General features: G+C 65.7%; 29 protein-coding genes and 3 pseudogenes. 14 read left to right on the top strand and 18 right to left on the bottom strand.

The features are described 5' to 3' along the window. Both RM530_RS17295 and RM530_RS17290 read right to left on the bottom strand, forming a co-directional pair. Window positions 1-655: DUF2238 domain-containing protein (locus RM530_RS17295; RefSeq protein WP_311366509.1), on the bottom strand; the 655-nt coding region annotated here is incomplete at its 3' end. A 245-nt stretch (window positions 656-900) separates the two neighbouring features. Next, window positions 901-1,941, bottom strand: a complete 1,041-nt coding sequence (locus tag RM530_RS17290) for a zinc-dependent alcohol dehydrogenase family protein (protein ID WP_311366508.1) — start codon at window positions 1,939-1,941, stop codon at window positions 901-903. Between the two features lie 155 nt (window positions 1,942-2,096). On the opposite strand from RM530_RS17290, the gene RM530_RS17285 reads away from it, so the two are divergent. The 4 genes and pseudogenes from RM530_RS17285 (at window position 2,097) to RM530_RS17275 (ending at window position 4,026) form a co-directional block, all read left to right on the top strand. Further along, a complete protein-coding gene (locus RM530_RS17285; RefSeq protein WP_311366507.1) occupies window positions 2,097-2,435 on the top strand; it encodes a TraR/DksA family transcriptional regulator in 339 nt (112 codons plus the stop codon). Between the two features lie 380 nt (window positions 2,436-2,815). Continuing rightward, complete coding sequence (locus RM530_RS17280; RefSeq protein WP_311366506.1) at window positions 2,816-3,478, top strand: sulfotransferase family 2 domain-containing protein; 663 nt, start codon at window positions 2,816-2,818, stop codon at window positions 3,476-3,478. 25 nt (window positions 3,479-3,503) lie between these two features. Beyond that, window positions 3,504-3,596, top strand: a pseudogene (locus RM530_RS19145) (hypothetical protein); the annotation flags it as partial. A gap of 13 nt (window positions 3,597-3,609) precedes the next feature. Next, entirely contained in the window at window positions 3,610-4,026 is a 417-nt protein-coding gene (locus tag RM530_RS17275; protein ID WP_311366511.1) for a class II glutamine amidotransferase domain-containing protein, read from the top strand. Between the two features lie 193 nt (window positions 4,027-4,219). On the opposite strand, the pseudogene RM530_RS17270 reads toward RM530_RS17275, so the two are convergent. Next, window positions 4,220-4,483, bottom strand: a pseudogene (locus tag RM530_RS17270) (winged helix-turn-helix domain-containing protein); the annotation flags it as partial. Window positions 4,484-4,658: 175 nt separating this feature from the next. On the opposite strand from RM530_RS17270, the gene RM530_RS17265 reads away from it, so the two are divergent. Continuing rightward, on the top strand, window positions 4,659-5,975 hold the full coding sequence (locus tag RM530_RS17265) for a J domain-containing protein (RefSeq protein WP_311366505.1): 1,317 nt from the start codon (window positions 4,659-4,661) through the stop codon (window positions 5,973-5,975). A gap of 331 nt (window positions 5,976-6,306) precedes the next feature. Continuing rightward, window positions 6,307-6,889: pseudogene (locus RM530_RS17260) on the top strand (Uma2 family endonuclease). Between the two features lie 286 nt (window positions 6,890-7,175). Here the strand turns inward: RM530_RS17260 and RM530_RS17250 are convergent. From RM530_RS17250 to RM530_RS17205, 10 genes are read right to left on the bottom strand one after another with little or no spacing between them, the layout of a single operon-like run. Continuing rightward, window positions 7,176-7,316, bottom strand: a complete 141-nt coding sequence (locus tag RM530_RS17250) for a cbb3-type cytochrome oxidase assembly protein (RefSeq protein WP_311366502.1) — start codon at window positions 7,314-7,316, stop codon at window positions 7,176-7,178. After that, on the bottom strand, window positions 7,313-9,532 hold the full coding sequence (locus tag RM530_RS17245) for a heavy metal translocating P-type ATPase (protein ID WP_311366501.1): 2,220 nt from the start codon (window positions 9,530-9,532) through the stop codon (window positions 7,313-7,315). The genes RM530_RS17250 and RM530_RS17245 overlap by 4 nt, the downstream gene beginning before the upstream one ends. Next, window positions 9,529-9,735 carry a hypothetical protein gene (locus RM530_RS17240; protein ID WP_311366500.1) on the bottom strand — a complete coding sequence of 69 codons (207 nt, stop codon included), beginning with the start codon at window positions 9,733-9,735 and terminating at the stop codon, window positions 9,529-9,531. The genes RM530_RS17245 and RM530_RS17240 overlap by 4 nt, the downstream gene beginning before the upstream one ends. After that, window positions 9,732-11,102 carry a cytochrome c oxidase accessory protein CcoG gene (gene ccoG, locus RM530_RS17235; protein ID WP_311366499.1) on the bottom strand — a complete coding sequence of 457 codons (1,371 nt, stop codon included), beginning with the start codon at window positions 11,100-11,102 and terminating at the stop codon, window positions 9,732-9,734. The genes RM530_RS17240 and ccoG overlap by 4 nt, the downstream gene beginning before the upstream one ends. Further along, a complete protein-coding gene (locus RM530_RS17230) occupies window positions 11,099-11,365 on the bottom strand; it encodes a hypothetical protein (RefSeq protein ID WP_311366498.1) in 267 nt (88 codons plus the stop codon). The genes ccoG and RM530_RS17230 overlap by 4 nt, the downstream gene beginning before the upstream one ends. Beyond that, complete coding sequence (ccoP, locus tag RM530_RS17225; RefSeq protein ID WP_311366497.1) at window positions 11,362-12,288, bottom strand: cytochrome-c oxidase, cbb3-type subunit III; 927 nt, start codon at window positions 12,286-12,288, stop codon at window positions 11,362-11,364. The genes RM530_RS17230 and ccoP overlap by 4 nt, the downstream gene beginning before the upstream one ends. Then, window positions 12,285-12,434, bottom strand: coding sequence for a cbb3-type cytochrome oxidase subunit 3 (locus RM530_RS17220; RefSeq protein WP_311366496.1), 150 nt, complete (start codon window positions 12,432-12,434; stop codon window positions 12,285-12,287). The genes ccoP and RM530_RS17220 overlap by 4 nt, the downstream gene beginning before the upstream one ends. Further along, complete coding sequence (ccoO, locus tag RM530_RS17215; protein ID WP_311366495.1) at window positions 12,431-13,078, bottom strand: cytochrome-c oxidase, cbb3-type subunit II; 648 nt, start codon at window positions 13,076-13,078, stop codon at window positions 12,431-12,433. Before ccoO ends, RM530_RS17220 begins: the two co-directional genes overlap by 4 nt. Beyond that, window positions 13,075-14,577 carry a cytochrome-c oxidase, cbb3-type subunit I gene (ccoN, locus tag RM530_RS17210; RefSeq protein ID WP_311366494.1) on the bottom strand — a complete coding sequence of 501 codons (1,503 nt, stop codon included), beginning with the start codon at window positions 14,575-14,577 and terminating at the stop codon, window positions 13,075-13,077. The genes ccoO and ccoN overlap by 4 nt, the downstream gene beginning before the upstream one ends. Window positions 14,578-14,594: 17 nt before the next feature. Continuing rightward, on the bottom strand, window positions 14,595-14,942 hold the full coding sequence (locus RM530_RS17205; RefSeq protein WP_311366493.1) for a carboxymuconolactone decarboxylase family protein: 348 nt from the start codon (window positions 14,940-14,942) through the stop codon (window positions 14,595-14,597). Between the two features lie 175 nt (window positions 14,943-15,117). On the opposite strand from RM530_RS17205, the gene hemN reads away from it, so the two are divergent. The 5 genes from hemN to RM530_RS17180 all read left to right on the top strand — a co-directional run bounded on the left by hemN (window position 15,118) and on the right by RM530_RS17180 (window position 19,660). After that, window positions 15,118-16,500, top strand: a complete 1,383-nt coding sequence (gene hemN / locus RM530_RS17200; protein WP_311366492.1) for an oxygen-independent coproporphyrinogen III oxidase — start codon at window positions 15,118-15,120, stop codon at window positions 16,498-16,500. A 78-nt stretch (window positions 16,501-16,578) separates the two neighbouring features. Further along, a complete protein-coding gene (locus RM530_RS17195; RefSeq protein WP_311366491.1) occupies window positions 16,579-17,730 on the top strand; it encodes a two-component system sensor histidine kinase NtrB in 1,152 nt (383 codons plus the stop codon). Further along, the gene (locus RM530_RS17190) at window positions 17,727-18,356 is read left to right on the top strand and encodes a response regulator transcription factor (protein WP_311366490.1); all 630 of its coding nucleotides are present in this window, start codon (window positions 17,727-17,729) and stop codon (window positions 18,354-18,356) included. Before RM530_RS17195 ends, RM530_RS17190 begins: the two co-directional genes overlap by 4 nt. A gap of 68 nt (window positions 18,357-18,424) precedes the next feature. Then, entirely contained in the window at window positions 18,425-18,865 is a 441-nt protein-coding gene (locus RM530_RS17185; RefSeq protein ID WP_311366489.1) for a response regulator transcription factor, read from the top strand. Window positions 18,866-18,976: 111 nt separating this feature from the next. Continuing rightward, window positions 18,977-19,660, top strand: coding sequence for a Crp/Fnr family transcriptional regulator (locus RM530_RS17180; RefSeq protein WP_311366488.1), 684 nt, complete (start codon window positions 18,977-18,979; stop codon window positions 19,658-19,660). Window positions 19,661-19,734: 74 nt separating this feature from the next. On the opposite strand, the gene RM530_RS17175 is transcribed toward RM530_RS17180, so the two are convergent. The 3 genes from RM530_RS17175 to RM530_RS17165 form a co-directional block, all read right to left on the bottom strand. After that, window positions 19,735-20,559, bottom strand: coding sequence for a DODA-type extradiol aromatic ring-opening family dioxygenase (locus RM530_RS17175; RefSeq protein WP_311366487.1), 825 nt, complete (start codon window positions 20,557-20,559; stop codon window positions 19,735-19,737). A 161-nt stretch (window positions 20,560-20,720) separates the two neighbouring features. Beyond that, window positions 20,721-22,055: an SLC13 family permease gene (locus tag RM530_RS17170; protein ID WP_311366510.1), complete on the bottom strand. Its 1,335-nt coding sequence runs from the start codon at window positions 22,053-22,055 to the stop codon at window positions 20,721-20,723. Between the two features lie 126 nt (window positions 22,056-22,181). Then, window positions 22,182-22,451, bottom strand: a complete 270-nt coding sequence (locus tag RM530_RS17165; protein ID WP_311366486.1) for a hypothetical protein — start codon at window positions 22,449-22,451, stop codon at window positions 22,182-22,184. 313 nt (window positions 22,452-22,764) lie between these two features. Between RM530_RS17165 and RM530_RS17160 the strand changes: the two genes are divergently transcribed. Next, window positions 22,765-23,487 carry a helix-turn-helix domain-containing protein gene (locus tag RM530_RS17160; protein ID WP_311366485.1) on the top strand — a complete coding sequence of 241 codons (723 nt, stop codon included), beginning with the start codon at window positions 22,765-22,767 and terminating at the stop codon, window positions 23,485-23,487. Window positions 23,488-23,578: 91 nt separating this feature from the next. Continuing rightward, window positions 23,579-24,184 carry an integrase core domain-containing protein gene (locus tag RM530_RS17155; protein WP_311366484.1) on the top strand — a complete coding sequence of 202 codons (606 nt, stop codon included), beginning with the start codon at window positions 23,579-23,581 and terminating at the stop codon, window positions 24,182-24,184. On the opposite strand, the gene RM530_RS17150 is transcribed toward RM530_RS17155, so the two are convergent. Then, on the bottom strand, window positions 24,158-24,454 hold the full coding sequence (locus RM530_RS17150; protein WP_311366483.1) for a tyrosine-type recombinase/integrase: 297 nt from the start codon (window positions 24,452-24,454) through the stop codon (window positions 24,158-24,160). The genes RM530_RS17155 and RM530_RS17150 overlap by 27 nt on opposite strands. Then, the gene (locus RM530_RS19100; RefSeq protein WP_432276114.1) at window positions 24,454-24,732 is read right to left on the bottom strand and encodes a tyrosine-type recombinase/integrase; all 279 of its coding nucleotides are present in this window, start codon (window positions 24,730-24,732) and stop codon (window positions 24,454-24,456) included. Before RM530_RS19100 ends, RM530_RS17150 begins: the two co-directional genes overlap by 1 nt. A 366-nt stretch (window positions 24,733-25,098) precedes the next feature. Here RM530_RS19100 and tnpA point away from each other — a divergent pair. Beyond that, window positions 25,099-25,329 (top strand): IS66 family insertion sequence element accessory protein TnpA (tnpA, locus tag RM530_RS17145; protein ID WP_432276113.1); only part of this gene is annotated, 231 nt, incomplete at its 3' end.

The raw sequence follows: 25,329 nt of genomic DNA, 5'->3' as shown, positions 1-25,329 counted from the left end.
AGCGGCTGTGGATCAGGCCCACGGCCCAGGCGATGAGGGCGCCGGCCAGGGCAAGCCCCGAATCCTTCTGCGAATCCCAGACATCGCCCTGCATGCCCAAATAGGCCTGCCCGAGATCGCCGCCGAAGATCATGGCGACCGACCATTCGATCAGCTCGTAGACCAGGGACACCGTGGCCACTACGGTGACCGGCGCGAACCGCGAGACTGCGGATTGCGCCGGCAGCCGCCGGTCGAGCAGCTCGCGCAGTGGGCGATACCACAGCAGGCCGAACAGGAAGTGCACCACACGGTCGTAGTGGTTGCGCGAAAGTCCCAGCAGATCGTTCAGGGAGATGCCGAACACCGCCTGCGACCAGCGTTCGTAAGGGACTTCCGAATAGGTGTAGTGCGCCCCCAGTTCGTGGGCGATGCCGAATGCCAGCAGCATCGCGTAGGCGGCATGGCTCAAGGGTCTGCGACGGTGCAGGCGCAGCAGGCCCCATACCGCCGCCAGCGCCAGCAGGTTTTCCAGCGCCCAGTCCTGCCGATAGGCGGGCTTCCATGCGCAGGCGAGCCACACCGCCGCGAACGTCAGCGCGAAGGCCTGTGCGGTGCGGTCGGCGCGGGGCGGCGCGTCAGTCGCCGTTCGCGCAGGGGCGGGCCTGGTATTCACCGCCTGCTCATCGCCGTGGGGTCGTGAATCCCCGGCGCCATTGTTCGAACTGGTGTCGGCTCATCGCGCAGGCGCCCTCGCGTCCGCTGATCCATATTCGCGGCGCGGCCGCGGCAGCCTGGTCCGCATGCGGATGAGCACCATGTTCACCGCTTGCAAACAGCCGCTGCATGTCCTCGTGCAGAGCGCTCCAGATGGCGTCGGAGGCGCCGGAGGGGCTCATGGTCCGTGCACCCTTGCCAGCGTCAGCGGGCGCTGAGGATCACTTTCATCGCCTTTTCCTCAGCCGCGTGGCCGAACACGCGATAGGCTTCCCCGATATCGTCGAGCGCGAATCGGTGCGTAACCAGACTGCCCGGTTTGATCGTGCCGGCCTGGACGGTCTGCAACAGCATCGGCGTGGTATTGGTGTTGACCAGGCCGGTGGTGATCGTGACGTTGCGGATCCACAGCTTTTCGAGTTTCAGCTCCACGCTCTTGCCGTGTACGCCGACATTGGCGATATGCCCGCCGGCACCCACGATCTCCTGGCAGACATCGAAGGTCGCCGGTACGCCGACTGCTTCGATCGCCACGTCCACGCCCTTGCCGCCGGTCAGCGCCATGATCTGTTCGATCGCATTGCCGGCGCTGGCATCGACCAGATCCGTGGCGCCCAGGCTCTTGGCCATCTCGAGCCGGCTGGCGTCCACATCGGTCACGATGATGCGGGCCGGCGCGTAGAACTGCGCGGTCAGCAGCGTGGCCATGCCGATCGGTCCGGCACCGACGATGGCGATGCTGTCGCCGGGCTTGACCTGGCCGTTGAGCACGCCGATCTCGAAGCCGGTCGGCAGGATGTCGCTGAGCATCACCAGCGCCTCTTCGTCGGCGCCGTCAGGTACCGGGTAGAGGCTGTTGTCGGCGTGCGGAATGCGCACGTATTCGGCCTGCGTGCCGTCGATCAGGTGGCCGAGGATCCAGCCGCCGTCCTCGCAATGCGAATACAGCTGCCTCTTGCAGTAGCCGCAGCGGCCGCAGGAAGTGATGCAGGAGATCAGCACGCGATCGCCGGGCTTGAAATTGGTCACGCCCTCGCCGACCTGTTCGATTACGCCCAGGCCTTCATGGCCCAGGGTGCGACCTGGGGTCACGGCCGGAACGTCGCCCTTGAGAATGTGCAGATCGGTGCCGCAGATCGTGGTGTGCACGATGCGCACGATCGCATCGCCGGGTTTGCTGATCTCCGGTTTGGGCTTGTCCTGCCAGGCTTTCTGGCCGGGCCCCTGGTAGACGAGGGCTTTCATGATGATTCTCCTGGTGATACGCCAATGCGTGTGGAGTCACGGGCTTTGCGGTGCGGCCAGCATCCACACTGGCCGCGGCGTCCGCATTGATGCGGGTCAATGCCCGATCATGGCCACGCCGCAAAAATGCGATGGCAAAATTGTCTGGAGTGCCGATGAAAAACCCAGTGATTTCTCGCAAGCTCGCGCTGCTGCAATCCGAACTCAGTGACCGTCTGGAGCGCGTGGAGATGGATCGTGGCCGCCGCAACGGCGGTTTGCCAGCCGATTTTTCCGACCAGGCGGTGCAGCGCGCCAACGACGAAGTGCTGGATCGCCTTGCCGAAAGCACGCGTGCAGAACTGGCGCAGATCCGGCATGCATTGTCGCGTCTGGAACGTGACGAATTCGGCGTGTGCGAAGTCTGCGGCGGCACGATCGAGGCCGACCGGCTGCATGCCGTGCCTTATGCGACAGCATGTCGCCACTGCGTGCAGGTGGCGCAGTCCGCTTGAGCCCGGCTGCGGCCGTTCAGCCGCAAAATTCCGTGACCCACAGGCCTGTTCGGGTGTCCAGGCGATGATCCAGATGCCGCAGGCGGGCAACAGCGGGGCGTGCAGCCGGGGTTCCAGCCATCAGCTTATACGGTGACGCCAGGTTACGGTGACGCCAGGTTACGGTGACGGTATACAAAGCGCAGGAATTGGTTCGGACCGAATAGGGGGCAACAGTGAACTGTCACCGTAACCCCGTAACCTCCGTAACCCACCGGCGATCGAGCAGCGCATTGTCGCGATGTCGTCTGCGCCGGACGGATAAACGATAATTGCCCGAATGAATCCCTTTCGGCGGATTGCGTGTGCCGCGGACCGTCGGCTTTACCGAGCGTGCTTACATGCTGCTGTCGAACCGCTACAACTTTCTCTACGTGCACATCGCCAAGACCGGCGGCACCAGCGTGCGCGCGGCGCTGAAATCGCTGCAATGGAAGGATCCGTACTACGCGGCGCAGTTCATCTGTTCGCGCCTGTCGCGCATGACCGGGCACCGCATCGCCGCCAAGCTGCCGCGCCACGCCAAGATCGTCGGTGCGCAGGAGATGCTGCCGAAGGAATTCTTCGATGGTCTGTTCAAGTTCGCCTTCGTGCGCAATCCCTGGGATCTGCAGGTGTCGAGCTATCATCATCTGAAGCGCGAACGTCCGCATCTGCTCGAAGGCCATGAGAGCTTCGAGGACTTCACGCGCTGGAAGCTGGATCCGGAGCGGCCGTACCAGTACCACCTGGATACCGTGATCACCCCGCAGACCGACTATCTGATCGATCTGCACGGTACTGTGCTGACCAACTTCCTCGGTCGCTACGAGCAGCTGCACGAGGACTTCGCGCGAATCTGCGAGACCCTCGGCGTGGCGCCGCCCGAGCTGCCGCACCAGCGCCAGGCCACCGATCGCGGCAAGGACTACCGCAGCTACTACAGTGACGATCTGGCCGAGCGGGTCGGACAGTACTTCCGACGCGACGTCGAGGTGCTGAACTACCGCTTCGACCCGGCCTGAGCGCGCCATCTGTGGCATCGCCGGCATGGTGGTATGCAATCGAACGGTGAATCCGGCCGGTCTGCAGCGCATGAGCGCGCAGCTGACGCATCGCGGCCCCGAGGACAGCGGCGTCTACGTCAGCGATCACGTTGGTATCGCGCACACGCGGCTGGCGATTATCGATCTGGCCGGGGGGAGGCGATCAGCCGCTGAGCGATGCACAGGGCCGCTATGCCCTGGTCTGCGACGGCGAGATCTACAACTACATCGAGCTGCGCGCCCAACTCGAAGCGCTCGGCGCCGCACCGCTGCCAATATCGGATCGGATGTCAATCGACTGCCGGCGAGACGATCGGCTTCGTCGATCAGGGTTCCGGCCTGCACATAGTCGGAGCGGTTGCTCGGAACCTGGGCGAGACGGTAGATGGCGCGTAACCGCTGTACATCGCCGGGCGCGTACAGCTCGCCATCGATCTCCGCGGCGCGACGCCAATGCGCTTCGGACGCTTCGCGCCCGCCGTAGATGTCGGCAGCCACGACGTGAAGCTGAGCCGCATCCTGACTGAATTTGTAGATGTGCCGCTCGTGCGCCTTGGCATGGCGCGGCAGCCAGACCTCGCTGCCGCGCGCCGGATTCAGCTGGCGCTCCAGCACGAAATGGTCTCGCCACGGCACGGCGTCGCCGGGCTTCAGATACAGCGCACTGACATGGCGCCGCCCGACGGCGGTACGCTCGACCGCGCCGCTCAGGCGATAGCCGATGCGCGGCACCGTCACGATCAGTCGGTCGCCGTCCTCGCCGAGCGCCTTGCGGAGTTTGTCGACGGTGATGTGATCGGCCCACACGCTCTCGAACAGCTCGCGCTTGGTGACGACTTCGCCTGCGTGTCGCAGCAGCACCGCGAGTACCTGCAGCGGCTTGAGCTCGACATCGACCGACAATCCGCCGACGCGCAGTTCCAGCCGCGTTTCATCGAATTCCGTGGTTCCGAAGCACCAGCGATAGAGGTTTGGCCCCGACATGTCCTGACCAGCCCCGCAAGTCCGGAATCCGCTGCGCCCCGACGCGGAATAGCCGTTCGAAAGCGGCGACGCCAACGGCCTTCAGGCAGCGGATTACCGCGCTTGCCCATGCAAGCGATCAAGATCGCCGCTATCATCAGGGCGATCTCGCACATCCCCGCCGTCGCTCCCCCGCATGCCTTCTGCCCGCCCCACTCAAGCCGGCCTGTTCGATGACGCACCGATCGACGAGGCCGGACGACTCGTCACCATCGATCTCCCGAAAGCCGCGCTGACGCCAGAACAGCGCCGCTTCAACCGCCTGAGCGAGGAAATCCGCAAGAAGCGCCAACAGCTGGCCGGCTGGCAAGCCTATCTGCACGATTTCGCGCAACGCGGTGCGCGCGAGCACGATCCCCTGGCCATGACCCTGCATGATCTCCAGAAACGTGTCATGCACCGCCTCGACCGCCTGCTCGACCGCCGCTGCGGCGAGCGCCTGAGCCGGCGGCAGCGCGAAGTTCTGCGCAACCACCTGCTCGAAAGCCTCGAAGAATGGCTGCTGCCTGCCGATTCCTCGGTTCCGGAGCTGGAGGCCATCTATGAGCGGCACGCCGGCATGAGCCTGGACGAACGCCGGCGGATGGATCGCGAGATCGAACTCGACCTGGCCCAGACCGTTTTCGGTGCCGTCTTCGGCGAAGACGTCGTCGCCGACCATGAGGCTGAGGACAGCGAATCCCTGTTCCGCCATGTCGACGACAAGCTGCGGGCCCGGCAACAGGAACAGGAGCCCGTCGATGACGGCGACAGCAAGCGCCGCGCCAAACGCGCCGAGGCCGCGGCCACTCGACGCGCCGCAGCCGAGCGCGAGGCCAGCCAGTCCGTGCGCCAGATTTTCCGCAAGCTCGTCAGTGCCCTGCATCCCGATCGCGAAGCCGACCCCGCCGAACGCGAGCGAAAGACCACCTTGATGGCGCGCGTCAACCAGGCCTACGAAAGCAATGACTTGCTGAGTCTCCTGTCCCTGCAGATCGAGATCGAGCAGATCGATGCCGCGCATCTCGCCGGCACGCCGAAGGCCCGGATTGAGCAGTACAACTCGGTCCTGCGCGAGCAGTCCACTTCGCTGGACGCGGAGTTGCACGCCTTGGTGGCGCCGGTCGCGATGCAGATGGACGTTCGCAGATTTCTGCCGCGCATGAACGAACTCGACAGGGCGCTCAACCGCCGCGTCTCCGAGCTGCGCCGCTGGTGCAAGGAAACCGAGGCCGAGTTGCAGGCGCTCGACGATCCAGCGCGGCGCGCGGCGCTGATCGATACCTGGGAAGCCGAACAGCTGAGCGGGCTCGAACCCGAGTTTTCCGATGGCAACGATGGCTTCGGCTTTCTCTGGGGCACTGGCGATGATTCCGAGCCACCGCCGTTCGACTGGCCGCCACCGCGCGCGGCCGGCGCGGCACAACGGCCTGGCAAGAAAAGGCCGAAGCGCAAGAAGAAAAAGCCACGCTGACCGCGCGTCAGGCATGCCATGAACACTCTCTGATGCCGTGCACCGGCGCCCGCGCGGCAGCGCCAGTGCACGCTGCGCGAAGTCGTGCCGTCGGCGCTTGAACGCGAACTGGCACGGACGGACAGCAGCGGCTGGCGGCGCGCCCCGCCACCGATTTCGGCGTCTCTGCCGCTTCGCTGCTGGAAGAGGAACGGACCGAGCGGAGCCGGGAGCTGGCTCGACCCGCTATGTCATCGACGCTTCCGCCGCCAGCGCCGGAGGTATATCGCTGGCGCGCCGCTGCGGCACGCCGCGGTAAGCTTGCACCAGGCCAGCGAGCGGAAATCTGAAGATGGGACTGCCACGGCGCGATGCGCGATACCACACCTACGCCGACTATCTGACGTGGCCGGAAGACCTGCGCTACGAATTGATCGACGGAGCCGCCTACCTGATGGCACCCGCGCCGGCGCCGGATCACCAGGATGTCGTCGGCGAGTTGTTTCGCCAGGCCGCCAACGCACTGGAAGGCAAGCCCTGCCGCCCCTACCTCGCGCCGTTCGACGTGCGTCTGCCGAAGGGCGACGAGGCCGACGAGCGGATCGACACGGTTTTGCAGCCCGACCTGCTGGCGATCTGCGACCGCGCGCGGATCGACCGCCGCGGCCTTGCGCGGCGCGCCGGGCTGGGTCGTGGAAGTGCTGTCACCGTTGACGGCCGCGCACGACCAGACGCTCAAGCATGCCGCCTATGAGCGCGCCGGCGTACCGGAAGTCTGGCTGGTGCATCCGGGCGATCGCGTACTCACGATTTTCCGCCTGCGGGACAAAGCCTACGGGCGGCCAATCATCCAGGAATTGCAGGGCGAAACCGCAGTGGGCACCGTTCCGGATGTGCTCATCGCCTGGGACAGGGTGCTGGCGCGCCTGGACTGAACCGCTGGCACGAAACTAAGGGCGCAAACGGAGCCCGGACGGGTCGGAGTGGAATCCGGGAACAAGCTTGCGCAATGCCGCCGAGCCCGAGGATTGCCTTGCACTTTGTCCGGGCTACAGGGGCTTTGATATTCGAGTTCATTTCGAGCCCGTGGCCCGGCCGACTTCCACTTCCGAGCTGCGCCAGCGGCGCGCACATCAGCGCGCAGTGCGGGCTGCTGGCGAGTCCCGATGCGAACAGCGCCGGTACGCTCAGAGGCGGTGGCGGCGACCGAGATCGTGATGCTCAGTCCTCGTCGTCGGGCATGCGCTGGCCGATCTGCTTGAGGTCTTCGAACTGTCCGCCGCGCACGGCCATCAGCAGGAAGCCGGCGGCCAGCGCGGTGAACAGCAGGCCCAGCGGAATCAGCACGAACAGGCTGCTCATGCGGCGTGCTCCGGTGTGGATTGCGGCGTCCAACCGTGTGCGCCGGCGGCCGGCCGGCGTGCCAGACGCAGGGCATTGAGCACCACGGTCACCGAGCTGATGCCCATCCCCAGCGCCGCGATCCAGGGGGTGACCATGCCCATCAGCGCCAGCGGCACGGCCGCCAGGTTGTAGCCCACGGCCCAGACCAGGTTCTCGCGGATGCGCTGCTGCGCCTCGCGGGCAACCGCCAGGGCTTCGGGCAGCACATCGAGACTGCTGCCGGTGATCAGCAGATCGGCCTGCGATTGCGCCAGCGCCGCGCCGGAGGCCAGCGCGGTGGAGACGTCGGCGGCCGCCAGCGTGGGCGCGTCATTGATGCCGTCGCCCACCATCCACAACTGTTCGCCCTGTGCGCGCATCACCTGCAGTTCGGCCAGCTTTTGGTCCGGCTTGAGCTGGGCCAGGTAGTCGTCGACGCCGAGGCGGGCGGCGGCTTCGGCCACGGCGCGCTCGCTGTCGCCGCTGAGTATCGAGACCCGCAGCCCCTGCGTCATCAGCTGTTGGACCACGCCGACCGCTTCGGGCCGCAGGGCGTGCGCGAGGCCGAAGCGCGCGAGTCGATGTGCGCCTGCGTACAGCGCGATCCAGGTGAGGTCGTCGTCGCTGCCCGGATCCGCCAGCAGACGGTATTCGACGCCGTCGATGCGGCCGCGCACGCCGAGGCCGGGCAGGGACTCTTGAGCTTGCGCTTGCAATGCGGTGGACATGCCGGCGAAGGCCGTGGCCACCGGGTGGCGAATGCCGCGCTCCAGTGCGACGGCGATTTCGAGCATGCGCGCTTCGTTCTCACCGTCGCAGACCCAGAGACGCACTTGCCGCATCTCGCCGGTGGTGAGGGTGCCGGTCTTGTCGAAACAGACATGGTCGATCTGCGGCAGCCGCAGCAGCGCATCGGCGCGCGTCAGCAGCAGTCCGCTGGCGGCGAGGCGCGAGGACGCGGCCGCCAGTACCACCGGCGTGGCCAGCGACAGCGCGCAGGGGCAGGTCACCACCAGCACCGCGAGCGCCACCTGAAACGCCGTCTCGGGACTCTGCGGATACCAGTACAGGGCGCCGCCGGCCGCGGCCAGCAGTACGGCGATCACGATCCAGCCGGCCACGCGGTCGGCCAGGATCTGGACCCTGGGCTGCTGCGTCTGCGCGTGATGGATCATGCGGTTGATGTGCGACAGCGCGGTCGACTGCTGCGCCGCGCTGACGCGCAGCCGCAGTGGCGCGCCGCCGAGATTGACGGCGCCGGCATAGACCGCCTCGCCCTCGTGCCGCACGGCGGGGTCGGCTTCGCCGCTGAGCAGCGATTCGTCGAGTTCGGCGGTGGCATCGAGCAGGTGACCGTCGGCGGCCAGCGCCGCGCCCGGCGGCACCACGATGACATCGCCGATCGCAAGCGAGGCGCTGGAGACTTCCGCCAGACCGTCCGCGCTTTCGCGCAGGGCGGTGAGCGGCTGCGCCGAGGCCAGGGTGCGCAGCCGTTTGGTGGCTTCGGCGCGGCCCTGTCCTTCGAACCAGCGCGCCACCAGCAGCAGGAACACGAACATCGTCACCGAATCGAAATAGACGTGGCCGCTGCCGCGCAGCACGTTGACGCAGCTCGCGGCATAGGCCATCAGCAGGGCCAGGCTGACCGGCACGTCCATGTTGACGCGACGTTCGCGCAGGGCGCGCGCGGCGCTGTTCAGCAGCGGCCAGGCGCAGTAGAGCAGCACCGGTGTCGCCATGATCCATTGCGCGTAGCGCATCAGCAGTTCGATGGCCGGTTCCAGCGGCGCATCGATGAAGTATTGGGTGGCGGCCAGCATCATTACCTGCATGCCGAGCAGACCGGCGGTACCCAGACGCAGCAGCATCGCGCCGCGTTCGTGCTGGCGCTCGCGCAGCGCCGGTTCGGGATTGAGCGGTGCCGGTGTGAATCCGGCCCGCTCGACGGCCGCGAACAGCTGCGAGGCCCGCGCCACGCCTTGGTCCCAGACCAGTTCGGCGGTGCCGGTGGACAGGTTCACGCGCGCGCTGCGCGTGAGCGGCGCCAGCGCGTCCCGGATATGGCGCACGCAGTTCTGGCAGTGCATGTCCTCGATGCGCAGGATCATCTCGCGCCGGCCGTCGGCGCGGCGGTGGCTCACGGCGTCCAGCGTGTCCGCCGCGTCGTAGAGCGACCAGTCGCGGGGCGCGCTCATTTGTCGGGCTGATCCTCGATGACATGGCCGAAGCGGTCGACCCGCTGCGGGGTGTCGTGGGACGGCGAGTGGATCGCCAGCGCGAGCGTGACGAAGCTCGCGATCACCGCCGATATCGGCAGCAGGATCACCAGCACCAGTTCCAGCGACCAGACGCGCGGCGCCGGCTCCGAAGCGGTCGGCAGCGGATCATGCGCGTTCATGGCGAAGCTCCGAAGAATCGCGCCTCGCGGCGCCGGTGGATGTCGGGCTGCCCGCTGGCGGCGACCTCGAACTCGATCGTCTGTGCCGGCGGCAGGCCCTCGGGCGACATGCGCGCGCTGAGGATCAGCGTGCGTGTCTCTTCGGGCTGCACCTCGACCTCGTGGACGCTCAGCGCCACGGCCGTGCCGTCCTCGCGCAGCGCACGAATGTTCAGCGTGTGCGCCGCCTCGCTCTTGTTGCCGATCTTGAGGGTGTAGACGTTGACGATGCTGCCGTCGGCCATTTCGCGGTAGAGCTGGCGGCGGTCGCGCAGCACGTCCAGCTCCAGCGGCGAACGCAGCAGCACGGTGGCAGCGAGGCCACCCAGCAGGATCAGCCAGATCAGGCCGTAGCCGATCGTGCGTGGCCGCAGCATGCGGAAGCGGCCTTCCTGCTCGTGGCGTTCGCTGGTGTAGCGGACCAGGCCGCGTGGTTTGCCGACATGGTCCATCACGCCGTTGCAGGCATCCACGCAGGCGGCGCAGGCAATGCACTCGTATTGCAGGCCGTCGCGGATGTCGATGCCCACCGGGCAGACCTGCACGCACAGCGTGCAGTCCACGCAGTCACCCGGCGGCAGCTCGGCCAGCCTGGCGAGGCCCTTGCGCGGTTCGCCGCGCGCGGCGTCGTAGCCGATGATCAGCGTGTCCTTGTCGAACATCGCCGACTGGAAGCGCGCATAGGGGCACATGTACTTGCATACCTGCTCGCGCATGAAGCCGGCGTTGCCCCAGGTGGCGAAGCCGTAGAACAGCGACCAGAACAGCGGCCAGCCGGAAAGCTGCAGGCTGGCCGCCGCCGGAAACAGTTCGCGCGCCGGAACGAAGAAGGCGACGAAGCTCAGCCCGGTCCACAGCGCGAACAGCAGCCAGGCAAGGTGTTTGGCGCCCTTGATGCCGAGCTTGCGCGGCCCCCAGCGCGCGGCGTCCAGCTTCTGGCGTTGATGGCGATCGCCTTCGATGCTCTGCTCGATCCACAGGAAGGCCTCGGTCCACACCGTCTGCGGGCAGGCGAAGCCGCACCACAGCCGGCCGGCCAGGGTGGTGAAGAAGAACAGCGTCATCGCCGCCGTGGCCAGCATCAGCGTGAGCAGGATCAGATCCTGCGGGAACAGCGTCAGGCCGAGGATGTGGAAGCGACGCGCCGGCAGGTCGATCAGTACCAGCGGCTGACCGTTCCAGCTCAGCCAGGGCAGCAGATAGAACAGGCCGAGCAGCACCAACGCCGCGATACGGCGCAACTGCGCGTAACGGCCCTTGACCTTGCGCGGGTAGATCTTCTCCGCCGAGGCGTAGAGCGAATGTGTGGCCGCCGGTGTCTCGCTCATGGCGTGCGCGACCCGCGCGCCGGTGTGGCGAGCAGCAACACCAGGAATGCCATCGGTGCGGTCGCCAGCGCCCAGCTCAGCAGGAACCAGAGCGTCAGCGTCTCCATCGTGTAGTGTCCGTTGACGTCCATCGCCGGTGGCAGAAACAGCAGCAGCATCGTCGACAGCAGCGCCGTCCAGAAGCTGCACCACAGCAGCACCGCGGTCATGCGCCGGGGGCGGCTCCAGGCCGCGCGAGGTTCGCGGGGTTCGACCGAGGTCATGGCGCGTGCGCCATCGCCGCGGCACCTTCAGCATCGGACGAAAGACCCAGCACATAGGCCGCCAGCAGACGCCGTTCGGTGTCGGTCAGCAATTCGCCGAAGGCCGGCATTTCGCTCTTCTGGCCGAACAGGATGGTCTGGCGGATCTGGTCGGGCGAGCCGCCGTACAGCCAGGTGTCATCGTTGAGGCGCGGCGCACCCAGGGCGAGCTTGCCGCTGCCGTCCGCCGAGTGGCAGGCGGCACAGGTGATCGCGAACTTCTTCTGACCGATCAGTTCGTCGGGGCGGCGCGGCGCCTCACCCGTGTGCAGCTTGCTGACATAGGCCACCAGCCCGCTCACCTCCTCGGGCGTGAGCGCGGTGAGGAAGGCGGGCATCTGACCGCGCCGCCCCTGGCTGATCGTGGTGTACACCTGTTCGGCCGATCCGCCGTACAGCCAGTCCTGGTCGCTGAGGTTCGGAAACCCGATCGCTCCGTGCGCATCGTCGCCGTGGCAGCCGGCGCAATTGCTGGAGAACAGCTTGGCGCCCATGCTGCGCGCACCGGCATGATCCTGGAGCTGTTCGATGCCGAGTCCGTCGTACTGGGCGTAGACCGCATGGCGCCGCGCCTCGACTTCGGCGAGACGTTCGTCATGCTGCCGATGCGAGGTCCAGCCCAGTCGCCCGGCGAAATTGCCGAGGCCCGGATAGAACAGCAGATAGCCCAGCCCGAAGATGATCGTCAGCACGAACATGTTGAGCCACCAGCGTGGCAGCGGATTGTTGTATTCGCGCAGATCGTCATCCCAGACATGCCCGGTCTCGGCGCCTTCGGCGACTTCGTCGGGACGGCGGCGCGAGGTCCAGATCAGCAGCCACAGGCAGGCGATGATGTTGGCGAGGACCACCACGGCGACAACGAGGCTCCAGGTGGACGTCATGACTCCGGCTCCGAGTCGTCGAGCGGCAGCTGCGCCGCCTCTTCGAAGGTGCTTTTGCGGGAAGGGGAATAGGCGTAGACGCAAATGCCGAGAAAGGTGGCAAAGGCAAAGACCGTGACCAGGCCCTGCAGCAGTCCGTCCATCATGGCGCGGCCTCCGTTGTGGCCTCGGCGCTCGGGACCGTGTCCCTCGGCGAGGCTTCAAGACTTTGTAGAAAGGCGATCAGCGCGGTGAGCTTGGTCTCGCCCTGGACGGCCTCCGGCGCCGCCGCGATGTCGTCCTCGGTGTAGGGCACGCCGCCGCGCTTGAGCGCGCGCATCATCGCCTGCACCTGCTCGCCGCCAAACCACTGTTCGGCCAGCCAGGGGTAGCCCGGCATGTTGGATTCGGGCACGAGGTCGCGCGGGTTCATCAGGTGCATGCGATGCCACTGGTCGGAATAGCGGCCGCCGACGCGGGACAGGTCCGGCCCGGTGCGCTTGGAGCCCCACTGAAACGGATGGTCGTAGACCGACTCTCCGGCGATCGAGTAGGGCCCGTAGCGCAGGGTTTCCTCGTGCAGCGAACGCACCTGCTGCGAATGGCAGCCGTAGCAGCCTTCGCGGACGTAGACCTCGCGACCGGCCACCTGCAGCGGCGTCAGCGGTTTCACGCCGGGCGCCGGTTCGTCGAGTTGGCTGCCCAGCATCAGCGGCACGATCTCCACGAAACCGCCGACGGCGATCACCCCGGCGATCAGCACCGCCATCAGACCGATATTGCGTTCGACCTTGTCGTGACCGGCACTCATTTCGCGACTCCAGGCAGGGCATCTTCACGCGCGGTCATCACCTGCTCCGGCTGCACCGTGCGCCAGACGTTCCAGGCCATGATGAACATGCCGGACAGATACAGGGCGCCGCCGAGCAGTCGCACCGCGTAGTAGGGATAGGTGGCCCGCAGCGATTCGACGAAGCTGTAGCTGAGCGTTCCGTCGGCATCCATCGCGCGCCACATCAGGCCCTGCATCACTCCGGCGATCCACATCGCCACGATGTAGAGCACGATGCCGATGGTCGCCAGCCAGAAATGCAGATTGATCGCCGGCACCGAGTGCATCGCGGGTTTTCCGTAGAGGCGCGGTATCAGGGCGTACAGCGAGCCGATCGAGATCAGGCCGACCCAGCCCAGTGCACCCGAATGCACGTGGCCGATGGTCCAGTCCGTGTAGTGGGACAGTGCGTTGACGGTCTTGATCGCCATCATCGGCCCCTCGAAGGTGCTCATGCCGTAGAACGACAGCGAGACGATCAGGAACTTGATGATGGGATCGGTGCGTAGCTTGTGCCAGGCGCCGGACAGGGTCATCACGCCGTTGATCATGCCGCCCCAGCTCGGCGCCAGCAGGATCAGCGAGAACACCATGCCCACGCTCTGCACCCAGTCGGGCAGCGAGGTGTAGAGCAGATGATGCGGACCGGCCCACATGTAGGTGGAGATCAGCGCCCAGAAATGCACGATCGACAGGCGATAGCTGTAGATCGGCTTGCCCACTTGCTTGGGCACGAAGTAGTACATCATCCCAAGGAAGCCGGCGGTCAGGAAGAAGCCGACGGCGTTGTGGCCGTACCACCACTGCACCATGGCATCCACGGTACCGCCGTAGACCGGATACGACTGCGTGGCCGAGAACGGAATCACGATGTTGTTGACGATGTGCAGGATCGCCACGGCCAGAATGAAGGCGCCGAAGAACCAGTTGGCCACGTAGATGTGGTCCACCTCGCGCTTCACGATCGTGCCGAAGAACACCACTGCGTAACTGACCCAGACCACCGCGATGAGGAGGTCGATCGGCCATTCCAGCTCCGCGTATTCCCGGCTCTGGGTGATGCCCATCGGCAGGGTGATGGCGGCGGCCACGATCACCAGCTGCCAGCCCCAGAACGTGAACATCGCCAGACGCGGCAGGAACAGCCGGGTCTGGCAGGTGCGCTGCACCACGTAGTACGAGGTGGCGAACAGCGCCGAGCCGCCGAAGGCGAAGATCACGGCATTGGTATGCAGCGGACGCAGCCGTGAATACGTGAGATAGGGCACATCGAAGTTCAGCGCCGGCCACAGCAGTTGCGCTGCGATGAGCACGCCGACCGACATGCCGACGATGCCCCAGAGCACCGTGGTCAGGGCGAAGCGGCGGACGACCTCGTCGTCGTAGTGGACGACGCTCGCGGTAGTGGGATGAGACACGAAGAAGCTCTCGGGTACGGGTTCGGCGTTGAGTGTCGGTTCAGGGCGGCGGGCGGACATTGACGGCGGTCAATCCCTCAACCTGAAGCGCTCAGTTCCTCGTAGGCCGCCAGGGCGTCGGCCGCATACATCAGCGAGGGACCGCCGCCCATGTAGACCGCCATGCCCAGGGTTTCCTCGAACTCCGCGCGCGTAGTGCCGTGCTTGATCAGCGCCTGGGTGTGGAAGCCGATGCAGGCGTCGCAGTGCGCGGCCACGCCCAGGGCCAGTGCGATCAGTTCCTTGGTCTTGGCGTCCAGTGCGCCGTCCTTGCCGGCGGCCTGCGCCAGGGCGCCGAAGCCTTTCATGACCTCCGGCATGTCCCCGCGAAGCTTCGCCAGCGACTTGGAAACGTCATGCGTGATGCTGCGATAGTTCTTGCTCATGGGTCGGGGTCTCTTGAAGCGCGCGTAAGTTGAAGTCCGTAACAGGGTCCGGTACCTCAGGCGCGGCCGCATTGACCGGCATCAAGCGCAAGCCCGTGATGCGGCTGTGCTTGACCCGGATCAATGCGCGGGACGCGAGGCCGGCCCAGGCTTGCGGCCGCAATCAGGAACGCCGATGACCACCGCTGAACCCACTTCGTCCGCCGCGCTGCCAGCCGACTTGCTCGCGCGGGAAATGCGCGGTCCGCGCTACACCTCGTATCCCACGGCCCTGGCCTTCGATACCCGTTTCGGCGTGGCCGACTGGTGTCAGGCGGTCCGCGCCTCGGCGCGCGGCGGCGAGGCCCTGTCGCTGTACGTGCACATTCCGTTCTGTGCCAGCAACTGCTTCTATTGCGGCTGCAACCGTGTGATCTCGCGTTCGCGCACGCGCATCCGCGGCTATCTGGAATCCCTGCTGCACGAGATCGAAATGCAGGCGCGTCTGATGCAGCCGCCGCCCGAAGTGCTGCAACTGCACTTGGGCGGCGGCACGCCGAACAGCCTGACGACCGGGGAGCTCGCCGTATTGCTGGAGGCCTTGCGCAACCGGTTCCGCTTCGCCCCGGACGAACGGCTGGAATGCTCGATGGAAGTCGATCCGCGCCTGGCGACGGTTGATGACATCGACGTCTGGCGCGAACTCGGCTTCAATCGCCTGTCGTTCGGCGTGCAGGATGTCGACGCGGTGGTGCAGACGGCGATCAACCGTCGGCAGAGCAGCGATCACCTGGCCGAACTCACCGCCGCCGCGCGACAGGCGGGTTTTTCCAGTCTCAACTACGATCTGGTCTACGGCCTGCCGATGCAGTCGCCGGCGCGCTTCGAAGCCACGCTGGATTTCGTGCTGGCGCAGCGGCCCGATCGCGTGGCGGCGTATCACTATGCGCACCTGCCGGCCCGCTTTCCGGCGCAACGTGCGATCGACGAACAAACGCTGCCGAACCAGACCCAGCGCCAGTGGCTGCGGGAACGCATCCATCAGCGTCTGTGTCAGGCCGGCTACGTCGCGATCGGTCTGGACCACTACGCCCTGCCGGGTGACGAGCTGGCGCGCGCCTTTGCCGGCGGTCGCCTGCACCGCAATTTCCAGGGCTATTCGACGCTGCCGGACTGCGAGCTGCTGGGCTTGGGCGCCAGCGCCATTTCCAGGCTCGGCGGCTGCTATGCCCAGAACGAGGCGACCGAGCAAGGCTACCGTCTGGCAGTCGATACCGGACATTATCCGGTCGCGCGCGGCTATCGTCTCACCGACGAGGACCGGCTTCGCGCCGCCGTCATCGAGTCGATCATGTGCCGAGGCGAGGCCGATTTCTCGGAGTTGCCGTCCGGCCGCTTCGCGCCGGAGCTGGAACGCCTGCGGGCGCTTGATCCGGCGCAGACCTGGCTCGAATGTGGGCCATGGGGCCTGCGGGTCTCGGAAGCGGGGCGCAGCCTGCTGCGTGTGGTGGCGATGGTCTTCGACGCCCATCTCGGGCGCGCCGAAGTGCCGGCGACGCGCTACTCCAGGCTGGCCTGAAGCGCCCGGCACCGTTCACAGGCTCTGAAGGCTCGCGCCGGCTTCGACTGCCGGGAAGGCTGTGGCATCCTTGCACGGATGAGCCCTCCCGTAGCCCAAAACACCGCCGCGCTGGCCGAAGCCCTTGAACGTCACCGGGCGATTCTGGATACGGCGGTGGACGGCATCATCACCATCGATGATCGCGGCATTGTCGAGAGCTTCAACCATGCCGCCGAACGAATGTTCGGTTATGCCGCCGACGAGGTCATCGGGCGCAACATCAAGCTGCTGATGCCGCAGCCCTATCGGCGCGATCACGACCAGTACATCAAGAACTATCTGTCCACCGGGCAGGCCAGGATCATCGGCATCGGCCGCGAGGTCGAAGGCTTGCGCAAGGACGGCACGGTGTTTCCGATGGACCTCGCGGTGGGGGCAGTGCATCTGCCGGAGCGCCTGCTGTTCACTGGCATCACCCGTGATATTTCCGACCGCAAGGCGGTGGAGGCGGAAGGGCGCCGCCGGCTCAATGAGCTGGCGCACACATCGCGGCTGACGGCGCTCGGCGAGATGGCGACCGGCCTTGCGCACGAGGTCAATCAGCCGCTGACCGCCATCATCAGCCATGCCTCGGCCTGCCTGCGCATGCTCGGCAGCGGTCACGCCGACGAGGCGCTGATGCGCGAATCCCTGCAACAGATAGCCCGCCAGGGCGAACGCGCCGGGAACGTGATCAAGCGGCTGCGCAGTTTCGTCAGAAAGGGGGAAATGGCCTTCCGCGAGGACGATCTCAATACCGTGGTGCGCGACGTGCTGTGGCTGGTGGGGCACGAGATCAAGGCGGCGCAGATCGAAGTGGACCTGCAACTGGAGGACGATCTGCCGACCGCGCAGATGGACCGCGTACAGATCGAGCAGGTGGTGTTCAATCTGGTGCGCAACGCCATCGAGGCGATGGCGCAGACGCCCGCCGGACAGCGCCGGGTCACGCTGTACACCTCAAGTGCGCAATGGCGCGAGGCGCCGGCGATCCGTTTCTGCGTGCAGGACAGCGGTCCCGGTTTCGTCGGTCTGGACCCGGCGCGTCTGTTCGATGCCTATTTCACGACCAAGCCGGACGGACTGGGACAGGGCCTTTCGATCTGCCGTTCGATCATCGAAACGCATGATGGCCACATTGCGGCCGAAGTCAGCGACAGCGGCAGTGCACGGCTGCAATTCCTGCTGCCGCAGGTGCAGTTGACATGATGCAGCAGACCCCGGTGGTGTTCGTCGTCGATGACGACGAGGCCGTGCGCAGCGGTCTGCGCATGCTGCTGGCCTCGGCCGGGCTGGACTCGCGCTGCTATGGCAACGCGCTGGAGTTTCTGGACGCGGCCACGCCCGAGCAGGGCGGCTGCCTGTTGCTGGACGTGCGCATGCCAGGGCTGTCCGGGCTCGATCTTCACGAGCGCCTGATCGCCAGGAGCATCACCCTGCCGGTGATCATCCTCACCGGCCACGGCGACGTGCCGATGGCGGTGCGGGCGATGAAACGCGGCGCCTTCGACTTCATCCAGAAACCGTTCAACGACCAGTTTCTGCTGGACCGCGTCAATGCCGCCTTGCAGCGCGACCGCGAGTGCCGCGGCCGGCAGCACGAAGCCACCGCCCTGCGCGACAGGCTGTCCCGACTGACCGCACGCGAGCACGAGGTCATGCGCCATCTGGTACTCGGTGAGGCCAACAAGGTGATCGCCGCCGAACTCGGCATCAGCGAACGCACGATCGAACTGCATCGTGCGCGCTGCCTGGAGAAACTCGATTGTCGGTCGGTGGCGCAACTGGTCCATCTGGTGCTGCGCGCCGAAGCGGGCACTGACGCCGGTCAATGAACGGCAGAGGCTTGTATCGTCCAATGTCCGCTCATGCCCACCGGGTCGTCGACCTTCCCTTGTCAGCCGTGATTGCGAATCCCGCCCTGATTTCCGGCGCCACGTCCGGACCGGACCCCAACGCGGTCGTCTATATCGTTGAAGACGACACCGCGGTGCGGTCCGCATTGGATCTGCTGGCGCGCTGCTGCGGCTGGCGTGCCCGCAGCTTCGCCAGCGGAGGTGAATTCCTCGACAGTCCGATCGACGAAACGGCCAGCTGCCTGGTGCTCGACCTCAACATGCCGCAAATGGACGGAGAGACCGTGCTGCGTCATCTGCGCGAACGTGGCTCGCGACTGCCGGTGCTGGTCATCACCGCTGATCGCAGCGGCGCGCAACTGGAGCGTCTGCGCCGGCTGGGCGTGTACGAGGTACTGCAAAAGCCGTTCGGTGACGATGCGTTCCAGAGTGCGGTACAGGGCTGTCTGAGCCCCCCGGCTCCACCCCCGGACGCTGCCGATACGTAGTTTCCCGTACGTGGTTTCCGCAGGCGGGCTACGCGTAAGACCGAATGGTGGCGCAGGCGGCCGGGCCACAGACTGGGCACCTCGAATCCAGCCTGTCCCACGGAGCCCGCCATGTCCGCCACCGCACCCTGCATCGATTGCCCGCGTCAAAGCCGCTGTCTCGGCGGTCTGCTGGTCGAAGGCATGACGCCTGCGCAGATGCAGTCCGCCGGGGTGAGTCGCAGCGTACTTGACAAGGGCGAGCATCTGTACCGCATCGGCGATCGGGCCGAACATCTGTACCTCGTGCGCGGCGGTGCGTTCAAGACCTATGTGGTGTCCGCCGACGGCGACGAGGAAATCCGCGGCTTCCAGCTGGCGGAGGACATCGTCGGGCTCGATGCAGTCTGCAATCCGGAATTCCGCGCCAATGCACGCGCCCTGTCGCGCACTTGGGTGTGCCGGCTGCCGATCGCCGCAGTGCGCGCACGCATGCTCGAAACCGTGCAGTTCCGGGACCGGATACTGAGCGCCCTGGGCCATGAATTCGATCGCCTGCACGGCATGCTGCATCGCGAACGCTGCAGCGCCGACCAGCGCGTCGCCGCGTTCCTGCTGAGCCAGCTCGACGCCACGATCACGCCGGGCGGCGAGATCGAATTGCCGATGTCCCGCGTGGACCTCGGACGCTACCTGGACCTCGCTACGGAAACCGTGTCTCGCGTCTTTACCCGATTGCAGTCACGCAAGGTTCTGCGCAAGCAGGGCACGCGCTGCGAGGTGGTCGACCGCGACGCCCTGTGCGCTCTGGCCTGACGTGGTGGCGGTCGCGACACACATGGAGTCCGGAACGGGTCTGCGACTCGTCCGGAATAACGGGGCCGGAACGATCAGTCGAAGCGATAGCCGGACACGCGCGTCTCGAGCACGCGGTCGCTGAACACCCGCCGGCCCCTCCCTTGGCCGCCGGCGCCAGCCGCCACCATCAACGGAATCAGGTGCTCCTCGGCCGCCGGCGGATGGCATTGGCGCGCCTGCGGCGCGTGCTCCCAGGCGGCCAGCCGGGCTTCGCGTTCGGCCGGCGGCGCCTCGACGGCGGCCGTCAGCCACTCGTCGAAGGCGTCCGCCACCGGCGTGAAGCGTGGGTTGCCATAGGCGCGCATGTTGTGAAAGCTCATGCCGCTACCCACGATCAGGACGTCCTGCTCACGTAGTTTTTCCAGCGCATGGCCAGCGTCGATGTGCGCCTTGGGATTCAGGTCGCCGCGCAAGGACAGCTGCACCACCGGAATCCGCGCGTCGGGAAACATCAGCAGCAGCGGGATGAACACGCCGTGGTCGAGGCCGCGATCATCGATGCTATCGGTCTCGAAACCGGCCTCGCTCAGCGTCTGGCGCACGGTCTCGGCCAGGGCAGGCAGTCCCGGCGCCTCATAGCGCAACTCATAGGTGTGCGGCGGAAAGCCGTAGTAGTCGAACAGCAAGGCAGGCCGCGCCGCCGCGTTCACCGTGAATCGATCCGGCGTCCAGTGGCCCGAGATGATCAGGATTGCGCTGGGTTGGCGGGGGAGGCTGTCCGCGATCCCGCGCAGGAAGGCCTCCATCGTTTTCCAAGTGTCGGCGGGATCCCAATCCATGAAGAAGCAGGGGCCGCCGCCATGCGGAATGAAGAAGCTCGGCATGCGCGCCGGGACAGCGGGATCGTCGATGCTCATCGCGGCATTATCCACCATGAAGCCGGCGCTGTTCGTCGGGGACCGAAGACGAGCCGGTGTACCGCCAACGCGCTGGAACGCGTCAAGCGCGAGATCAAGCCGCGCACACGCTGCTCGAACTCAAGTCCGACAGACTGCTAGGAACCGGGCCGGCTGCGGCTTCACAGCAGCAGCCGGGTCAACGGCAGCAGCCACACCAGCACCATGATCAGACCCGCCACACCAACGGCGGCACCGACCTTGAGCAAATCGCGCGAACGGATGCAGCCGGTCGCATAGACCAGCGCGTTCGGCGGTGTCGAGATCGGAAACATCATGCCGAGCGAGGTGCCGACCGCCACCACCACCAAAATCCAGGCCGTGCCCTCGCCGCCGATGGCCGCGGCCAATGGCATCAGCAGGTTGGCCGTCGCGGTGTTCGACATGAAATTCGCGAAGATCCATGCGATCAGCAGCAGCATCGGCGCCAGGGCCAGCAGCGGCAGGTTCTCGGGCAGCGCCAGTTCGATCAGTCGCGAGGCCAAGCCCGTCGTTTCGGTGGCACGGCCGAGCGCGATGCCTCCCGCCACCAGCCAGATCACGCCCCAATCGATGCGGCGCAGTTCCTCGCGCCCGAGCAGTCCGCTCATCGAGAACACGGCAATCGGAAATACTGCGACGACATAGGCGTTGAGACCGTGCAGGTCCGTCGTCAGCCACATCAGCGCGGTCACGAGCAGCGTCGCCAGGACGATCCGACCCTTGGTATCGAGCTTGGTCTGCGCGGTATCGAGATCCAGAACCAAGGCTGGCAGCGGGTGATAGTGCCGGACCACGCGTACCGCCACGTACAGCAAGGCGGCCACCATCGGCAGCGCGAACAGCATCCACTTCGCGAAACTGACGCGCGTGCCTTGATCGGACAGGTATTGCAGCGCGATCGCATTCGGCGGCGTGCCGATCGGCGTGCCGATGCCACCCAGGTTGGCCGCCACGGCGATCGACAGCACGAACACCGCCGGCAACGGCGCGCCGCGCGTCAGCGAACCGATCATCGACAGCATCAGGATGGTCGTCGCCGTGTTCGACAGGAACATCGAAAACAAGGCCGTGATCAGCACCACACCCCACAGCATCGACACCGGGTTTCCGGCGAACGGCCGCATCATCCGCCGCGCCAGCATCTGATCCACACCGGTGCGCTCCGCGGCGATCGCCAGCGAGAAACCGCCGAGGAACAATACGATCACCGGCGAAGCCAGCGACGCCATTACCTCGGCATACGGCGGACTCTGCGGCGTACTCCACGGAGACTGGTCGGACACCCCGAACAACAGCAGCGCGATGATCAGGATCGAGGTTGCGTGTACCGGTACCGGTTCGAGCACCCACAACAACGCCGCCGCCACGAAAATGCCCAGCGTGCGCTGCTGCAAGGGCTCAAGCGGTAGACTCGGCCACAGCCAGATCGCCAGCGCCGGCGCAAAGCACGCAAAAAGTTTGAGCTTTTGTTTCAGTGCCGATCCTCGCTACGATATCGATTTCCCCCGCCAAGATTTCAATCAGACCCTGAGGTTTCCCCTCAAATTTAGGCGCGATGGCTGTTGGGCTATTGAAGCATGATGGCGTGGACCAGGGGGATCTTAGCGCTTGCCCAGCCGTTCGACCTGGGCAAACCAAGGTCCCCGGAAACCCGCATCGCTCACGATCACGGGGCGCACGCCTTCGGGCAGCATCGACTTCAACGTCAAAAGGAAATCCCGCTCGACCCGGGGCGAGTTCTGTCGGCGCAGTGGATGGATTCCTTCATAGAGCACCAAGGCATGCCCCTTCGTCCAGAGCGTGGCACGCAACAACAACCAGCGCCGATCCGCCTTCAAATCCGACCAATCGATCAGGATGATCGGCTCCACGCCGGGCCCCACCAGAAGACCACACACAGACCCGATAATTTGCTGGCGCTCATGGCATGGGCTCCTCGGGTAGTTTGGTGACTTCCGAAGAGATACAAGCCGTGCCCTGCGCGTACTTCAGGCGCAGTTTTATCTAAACAATACCTCGCAATCCGCTGAAAATAAACAGATCATCAGAACAATTTGAGGGGAAACCTCAGGGTCGTGATAGTTTTTGGCTCTTGTGCAGTTGTATGAGGTAGAAAAGGGATAGCCGCCCGACGCAAGTCCTTGTAAAACGAAGGTTGACGAAGCTTTCGAGTACAGGGAACAAATGAGAGCGACTATCCCAGCGGGGATTGTTGGGCTGCGTGGCCAAGTGGTCAATGCGGTGACCGTGGAAAGTGACGGTGTGATCGGCGTGTCGTGCCGGCGCGACGCGCGGTTTGTACCGGTGGATGCAGTGACGGGCCATCGAGGTCGACCGAATCGCTGGCGGCATCGGCGGGTGTGGGACGTGCCGATGTTCGGCCGTCGGGTGGCGCTGGACATTGAGTACCTGGAGATTGTCATCGGCGCCCGCGACCGGCGCGTGGAGCGTCTGGACTTCGTCGAAGCCGGCGCCCGGTACACCCGGCGGCTGGCGGAGCTGGTGAGCGCACTGTGTCGTCACCTGCCGATCAGTGCGGTGTCCCGCTGGACGGGACTGGCGTGGCGGACCGTCAAGGACATGGACCGCGCGCATCTGAAAGCCACGCTGCCGGTGCTGCATCCTCGGGACATTGTCGGCGTGCGTCTGCTGGGCGTCGACGGGACGTCGGGGTCAGGTCTTGTTCCTAACAGCCCTGGGGGTCAGGTCTTGTTCCTTGCCAAATTTCTTTGGCTTCGCTACGTTCCCCGCATGGCCCGCCCTCTGCGTATCGAATTCCCCGGCGCGATCCATCATGTGATGGCGCGCGGCAATGCCCGTCAAGCAATCTTCCTCAATGACGAAGATCGCGACGCCTACGAGAGCGGACACCGACAACTTCCGCAGATCGGTGCGCACTTCGAGTAGCACTACTCGACTACTCGACGGTAAGCCGGATCGCGCGAGGTGTGGATCGGCGGGCTGCGTCAAGGCGCAAGACCTGACCCCGCAGGGCTGTTTGACCCCGCAGGGCTGTTACGTCGTGCTCGACGTGTACAGCCGCTACGTGGTCGGCTGGCTGCTGAGCACACGCGAGTCGGCCGCGCTGGCGCGCGAGCTGGTTGAGCAGACCGCCTTGCGTGAGGCGGTGCCCAAGGATCAACTCACGCTGCATGCCGATCGCGGCGCGCCGATGCGATCCAAGACGCTGGCCGAGCTGCTCGTCGATCTCGGCATCGAGGCCAGCTTTTCCCGGCCCCAGCAAAGCAACGACAACCCGTACAGCGAGAGCCTGTTCAAGACCACCAAATACGCCCCGGACTTTCCCGCCTGCTTTGCCGGCATCGATCATGCCCGCGACGTCATCACCCCGTTCTTCGAGCACTACAACCACCATCATCGCCACACGGGCATCGGCCTGATGACACCTGCCGCCGTCCATCACGGCCACGAACCGCGCATCACCGCCGAGCGTGCGCTAACCCTGACCGCCGCTTTTGATCGCCACCAGCACCGCTTCAAAGGCCGCGTACCCCAACCACCGCGCGTGCCCGACAAGGTTTACATCAACCCACCCCGCGAGAACCCTGTATCCAGCTCAGCACCCGTCACCGAAACTCACTAAATTCAAACCCGCGGTTGTCTCAAAGCATTGACACATTCCGGTGTACCGCTTGAGCATGTCCAGCGTCTTGTGGCCCGTGATGGCGCTGACTTCCATCATGTCGAGCCCGAGCTCGAACAGTCGCGAGGTGGCTTCGTGCCGCAGGTCATGCAGCCGCAGACCCACTATTCCAGCGCGACGGCAGGCGCGCTCAAAGGCTTGGCTGAGGCCGTCCGGCCCGAAACCCAACACTGATTCGTTGGCTTTGGCGCGCTTGGGCTTGGCCTCCATCAAAACGGAAATGGCCTTCTGGCTGAGGGGGGGGCGGTCCGTTTGGCGCCGGTCTTGGCGGCGCCAGCATCCTCGGCTCGGATCTGAAGGGTTCGCCGCTCGAAATCGACATCACCCCACACCAAGGCACAGAGCTCCCCACGTCTTGCCGCTGTCTCGATGGCAAGGATGATGGCCCACCGAAGTGCCTGATTGTGCGCGCAAGCGGCCATCAGCCTGTCTTCTTCACCTGGCAGCAGGCGTCGGTCCCGGCCATCGCCCTCGGGCGGACGGTCCACGCCCCGGGCAGGGTTGCCAAAGAGTAGGCTATCGTGCCTGCGCCTCCTAAGGGGCAGATCGCAGGTTCGACTCCTGCCCGGGGCGCCAAACAGAGTATTGAGTCGCGCGTTCAGTGATCATTAGCCCGTCTGATGGCAAAAAGTCGAAGCTGCGACCTCAAAGCACATGAATCGCGTTGCGATTGCGGGCGCAGCGAGCCATCGCGAGTTCGACTCCTGAGCGGACGGCCATCCTGCATTATCGTCGCTGTATCCGCGGCTTCCCGAACAGTGTAAGCGTTCAAACCGCAGCGTCCTATTCGCGCGGATCATCGGCCATTAGCCTGCACGCATCGACTGAAACGGAGCGATGCGATGGAAACAGGAATGGGCAGAGTTGGTTACGTCCGACGCAGCGAGTCGGACTGGCGCCGGCTAATTGAGGAGTGGGCGCAAAGCGGTCAGAGCCAAGAAGCGTTCTGCGCCTCGCGTGGGCTTGCGCTGAGCTCGCTTTGCAACTGGCGGCGCAAGCTCAAGGGCGAATCGGTGTCATCGCCCGAATCGCCGCCGCGTGAAGCCGCCGGCTTTATCGAGCTGACGGCACCGGTGGCGTCGGAC

The sequence above is a fragment of the Banduia mediterranea genome (genome assembly GCF_031846245.1).
Classification (GTDB): Bacteria; Pseudomonadota; Gammaproteobacteria; order Nevskiales; family Nevskiaceae; genus Banduia; species Banduia mediterranea.
Note: the sequence above shows the minus strand (reverse complement) of the source record. Positions and strands in the feature narration are given on the sequence as shown.

Excerpts from the sequence above, each read along its gene's own strand:
- RM530_RS17290 (WP_311366508.1), bottom strand. The coding sequence starts at position 1,941 with ATGAAAGCCCTCGTCTACCAGGGGCCCGGCCAGAAAGCCTGGCAGGAC.
- RM530_RS17285 (WP_311366507.1), top strand. The coding sequence starts at position 2,097 with ATGAAAAACCCAGTGATTTCTCGCAAGCTCGCGCTGCTGCAATCCGAA.
- RM530_RS17280 (WP_311366506.1), top strand. The coding sequence starts at position 2,816 with ATGCTGCTGTCGAACCGCTACAACTTTCTCTACGTGCACATCGCCAAG.
- RM530_RS17265 (WP_311366505.1), top strand. The coding sequence starts at position 4,659 with ATGCCTTCTGCCCGCCCCACTCAAGCCGGCCTGTTCGATGACGCACCG.
- RM530_RS17250 (WP_311366502.1), bottom strand. The coding sequence starts at position 7,316 with ATGAGCAGCCTGTTCGTGCTGATTCCGCTGGGCCTGCTGTTCACCGCG.
- RM530_RS17245 (WP_311366501.1), bottom strand. The coding sequence starts at position 9,532 with ATGAGCGCGCCCCGCGACTGGTCGCTCTACGACGCGGCGGACACGCTG.
- RM530_RS17240 (WP_311366500.1), bottom strand. The coding sequence starts at position 9,735 with ATGAACGCGCATGATCCGCTGCCGACCGCTTCGGAGCCGGCGCCGCGC.
- ccoG (WP_311366499.1), bottom strand. The coding sequence starts at position 11,102 with ATGAGCGAGACACCGGCGGCCACACATTCGCTCTACGCCTCGGCGGAG.
- RM530_RS17230 (WP_311366498.1), bottom strand. The coding sequence starts at position 11,365 with ATGACCTCGGTCGAACCCCGCGAACCTCGCGCGGCCTGGAGCCGCCCC.
- ccoP (WP_311366497.1), bottom strand. The coding sequence starts at position 12,288 with ATGACGTCCACCTGGAGCCTCGTTGTCGCCGTGGTGGTCCTCGCCAAC.
- RM530_RS17220 (WP_311366496.1), bottom strand. The coding sequence starts at position 12,434 with ATGATGGACGGACTGCTGCAGGGCCTGGTCACGGTCTTTGCCTTTGCC.
- ccoO (WP_311366495.1), bottom strand. The coding sequence starts at position 13,078 with ATGAGTGCCGGTCACGACAAGGTCGAACGCAATATCGGTCTGATGGCG.
- ccoN (WP_311366494.1), bottom strand. The coding sequence starts at position 14,577 with ATGTCCGCCCGCCGCCCTGAACCGACACTCAACGCCGAACCCGTACCC.
- RM530_RS17205 (WP_311366493.1), bottom strand. The coding sequence starts at position 14,942 with ATGAGCAAGAACTATCGCAGCATCACGCATGACGTTTCCAAGTCGCTG.
- hemN (WP_311366492.1), top strand. The coding sequence starts at position 15,118 with ATGACCACCGCTGAACCCACTTCGTCCGCCGCGCTGCCAGCCGACTTG.
- RM530_RS17195 (WP_311366491.1), top strand. The coding sequence starts at position 16,579 with ATGAGCCCTCCCGTAGCCCAAAACACCGCCGCGCTGGCCGAAGCCCTT.
- RM530_RS17190 (WP_311366490.1), top strand. The coding sequence starts at position 17,727 with ATGATGCAGCAGACCCCGGTGGTGTTCGTCGTCGATGACGACGAGGCC.
- RM530_RS17180 (WP_311366488.1), top strand. The coding sequence starts at position 18,977 with ATGTCCGCCACCGCACCCTGCATCGATTGCCCGCGTCAAAGCCGCTGT.
- RM530_RS17175 (WP_311366487.1), bottom strand. The coding sequence starts at position 20,559 with ATGAGCATCGACGATCCCGCTGTCCCGGCGCGCATGCCGAGCTTCTTC.
- RM530_RS17160 (WP_311366485.1), top strand. The coding sequence starts at position 22,765 with ATGAGAGCGACTATCCCAGCGGGGATTGTTGGGCTGCGTGGCCAAGTG.
- RM530_RS17150 (WP_311366483.1), bottom strand. The coding sequence starts at position 24,454 with ATGGAGGCCAAGCCCAAGCGCGCCAAAGCCAACGAATCAGTGTTGGGT.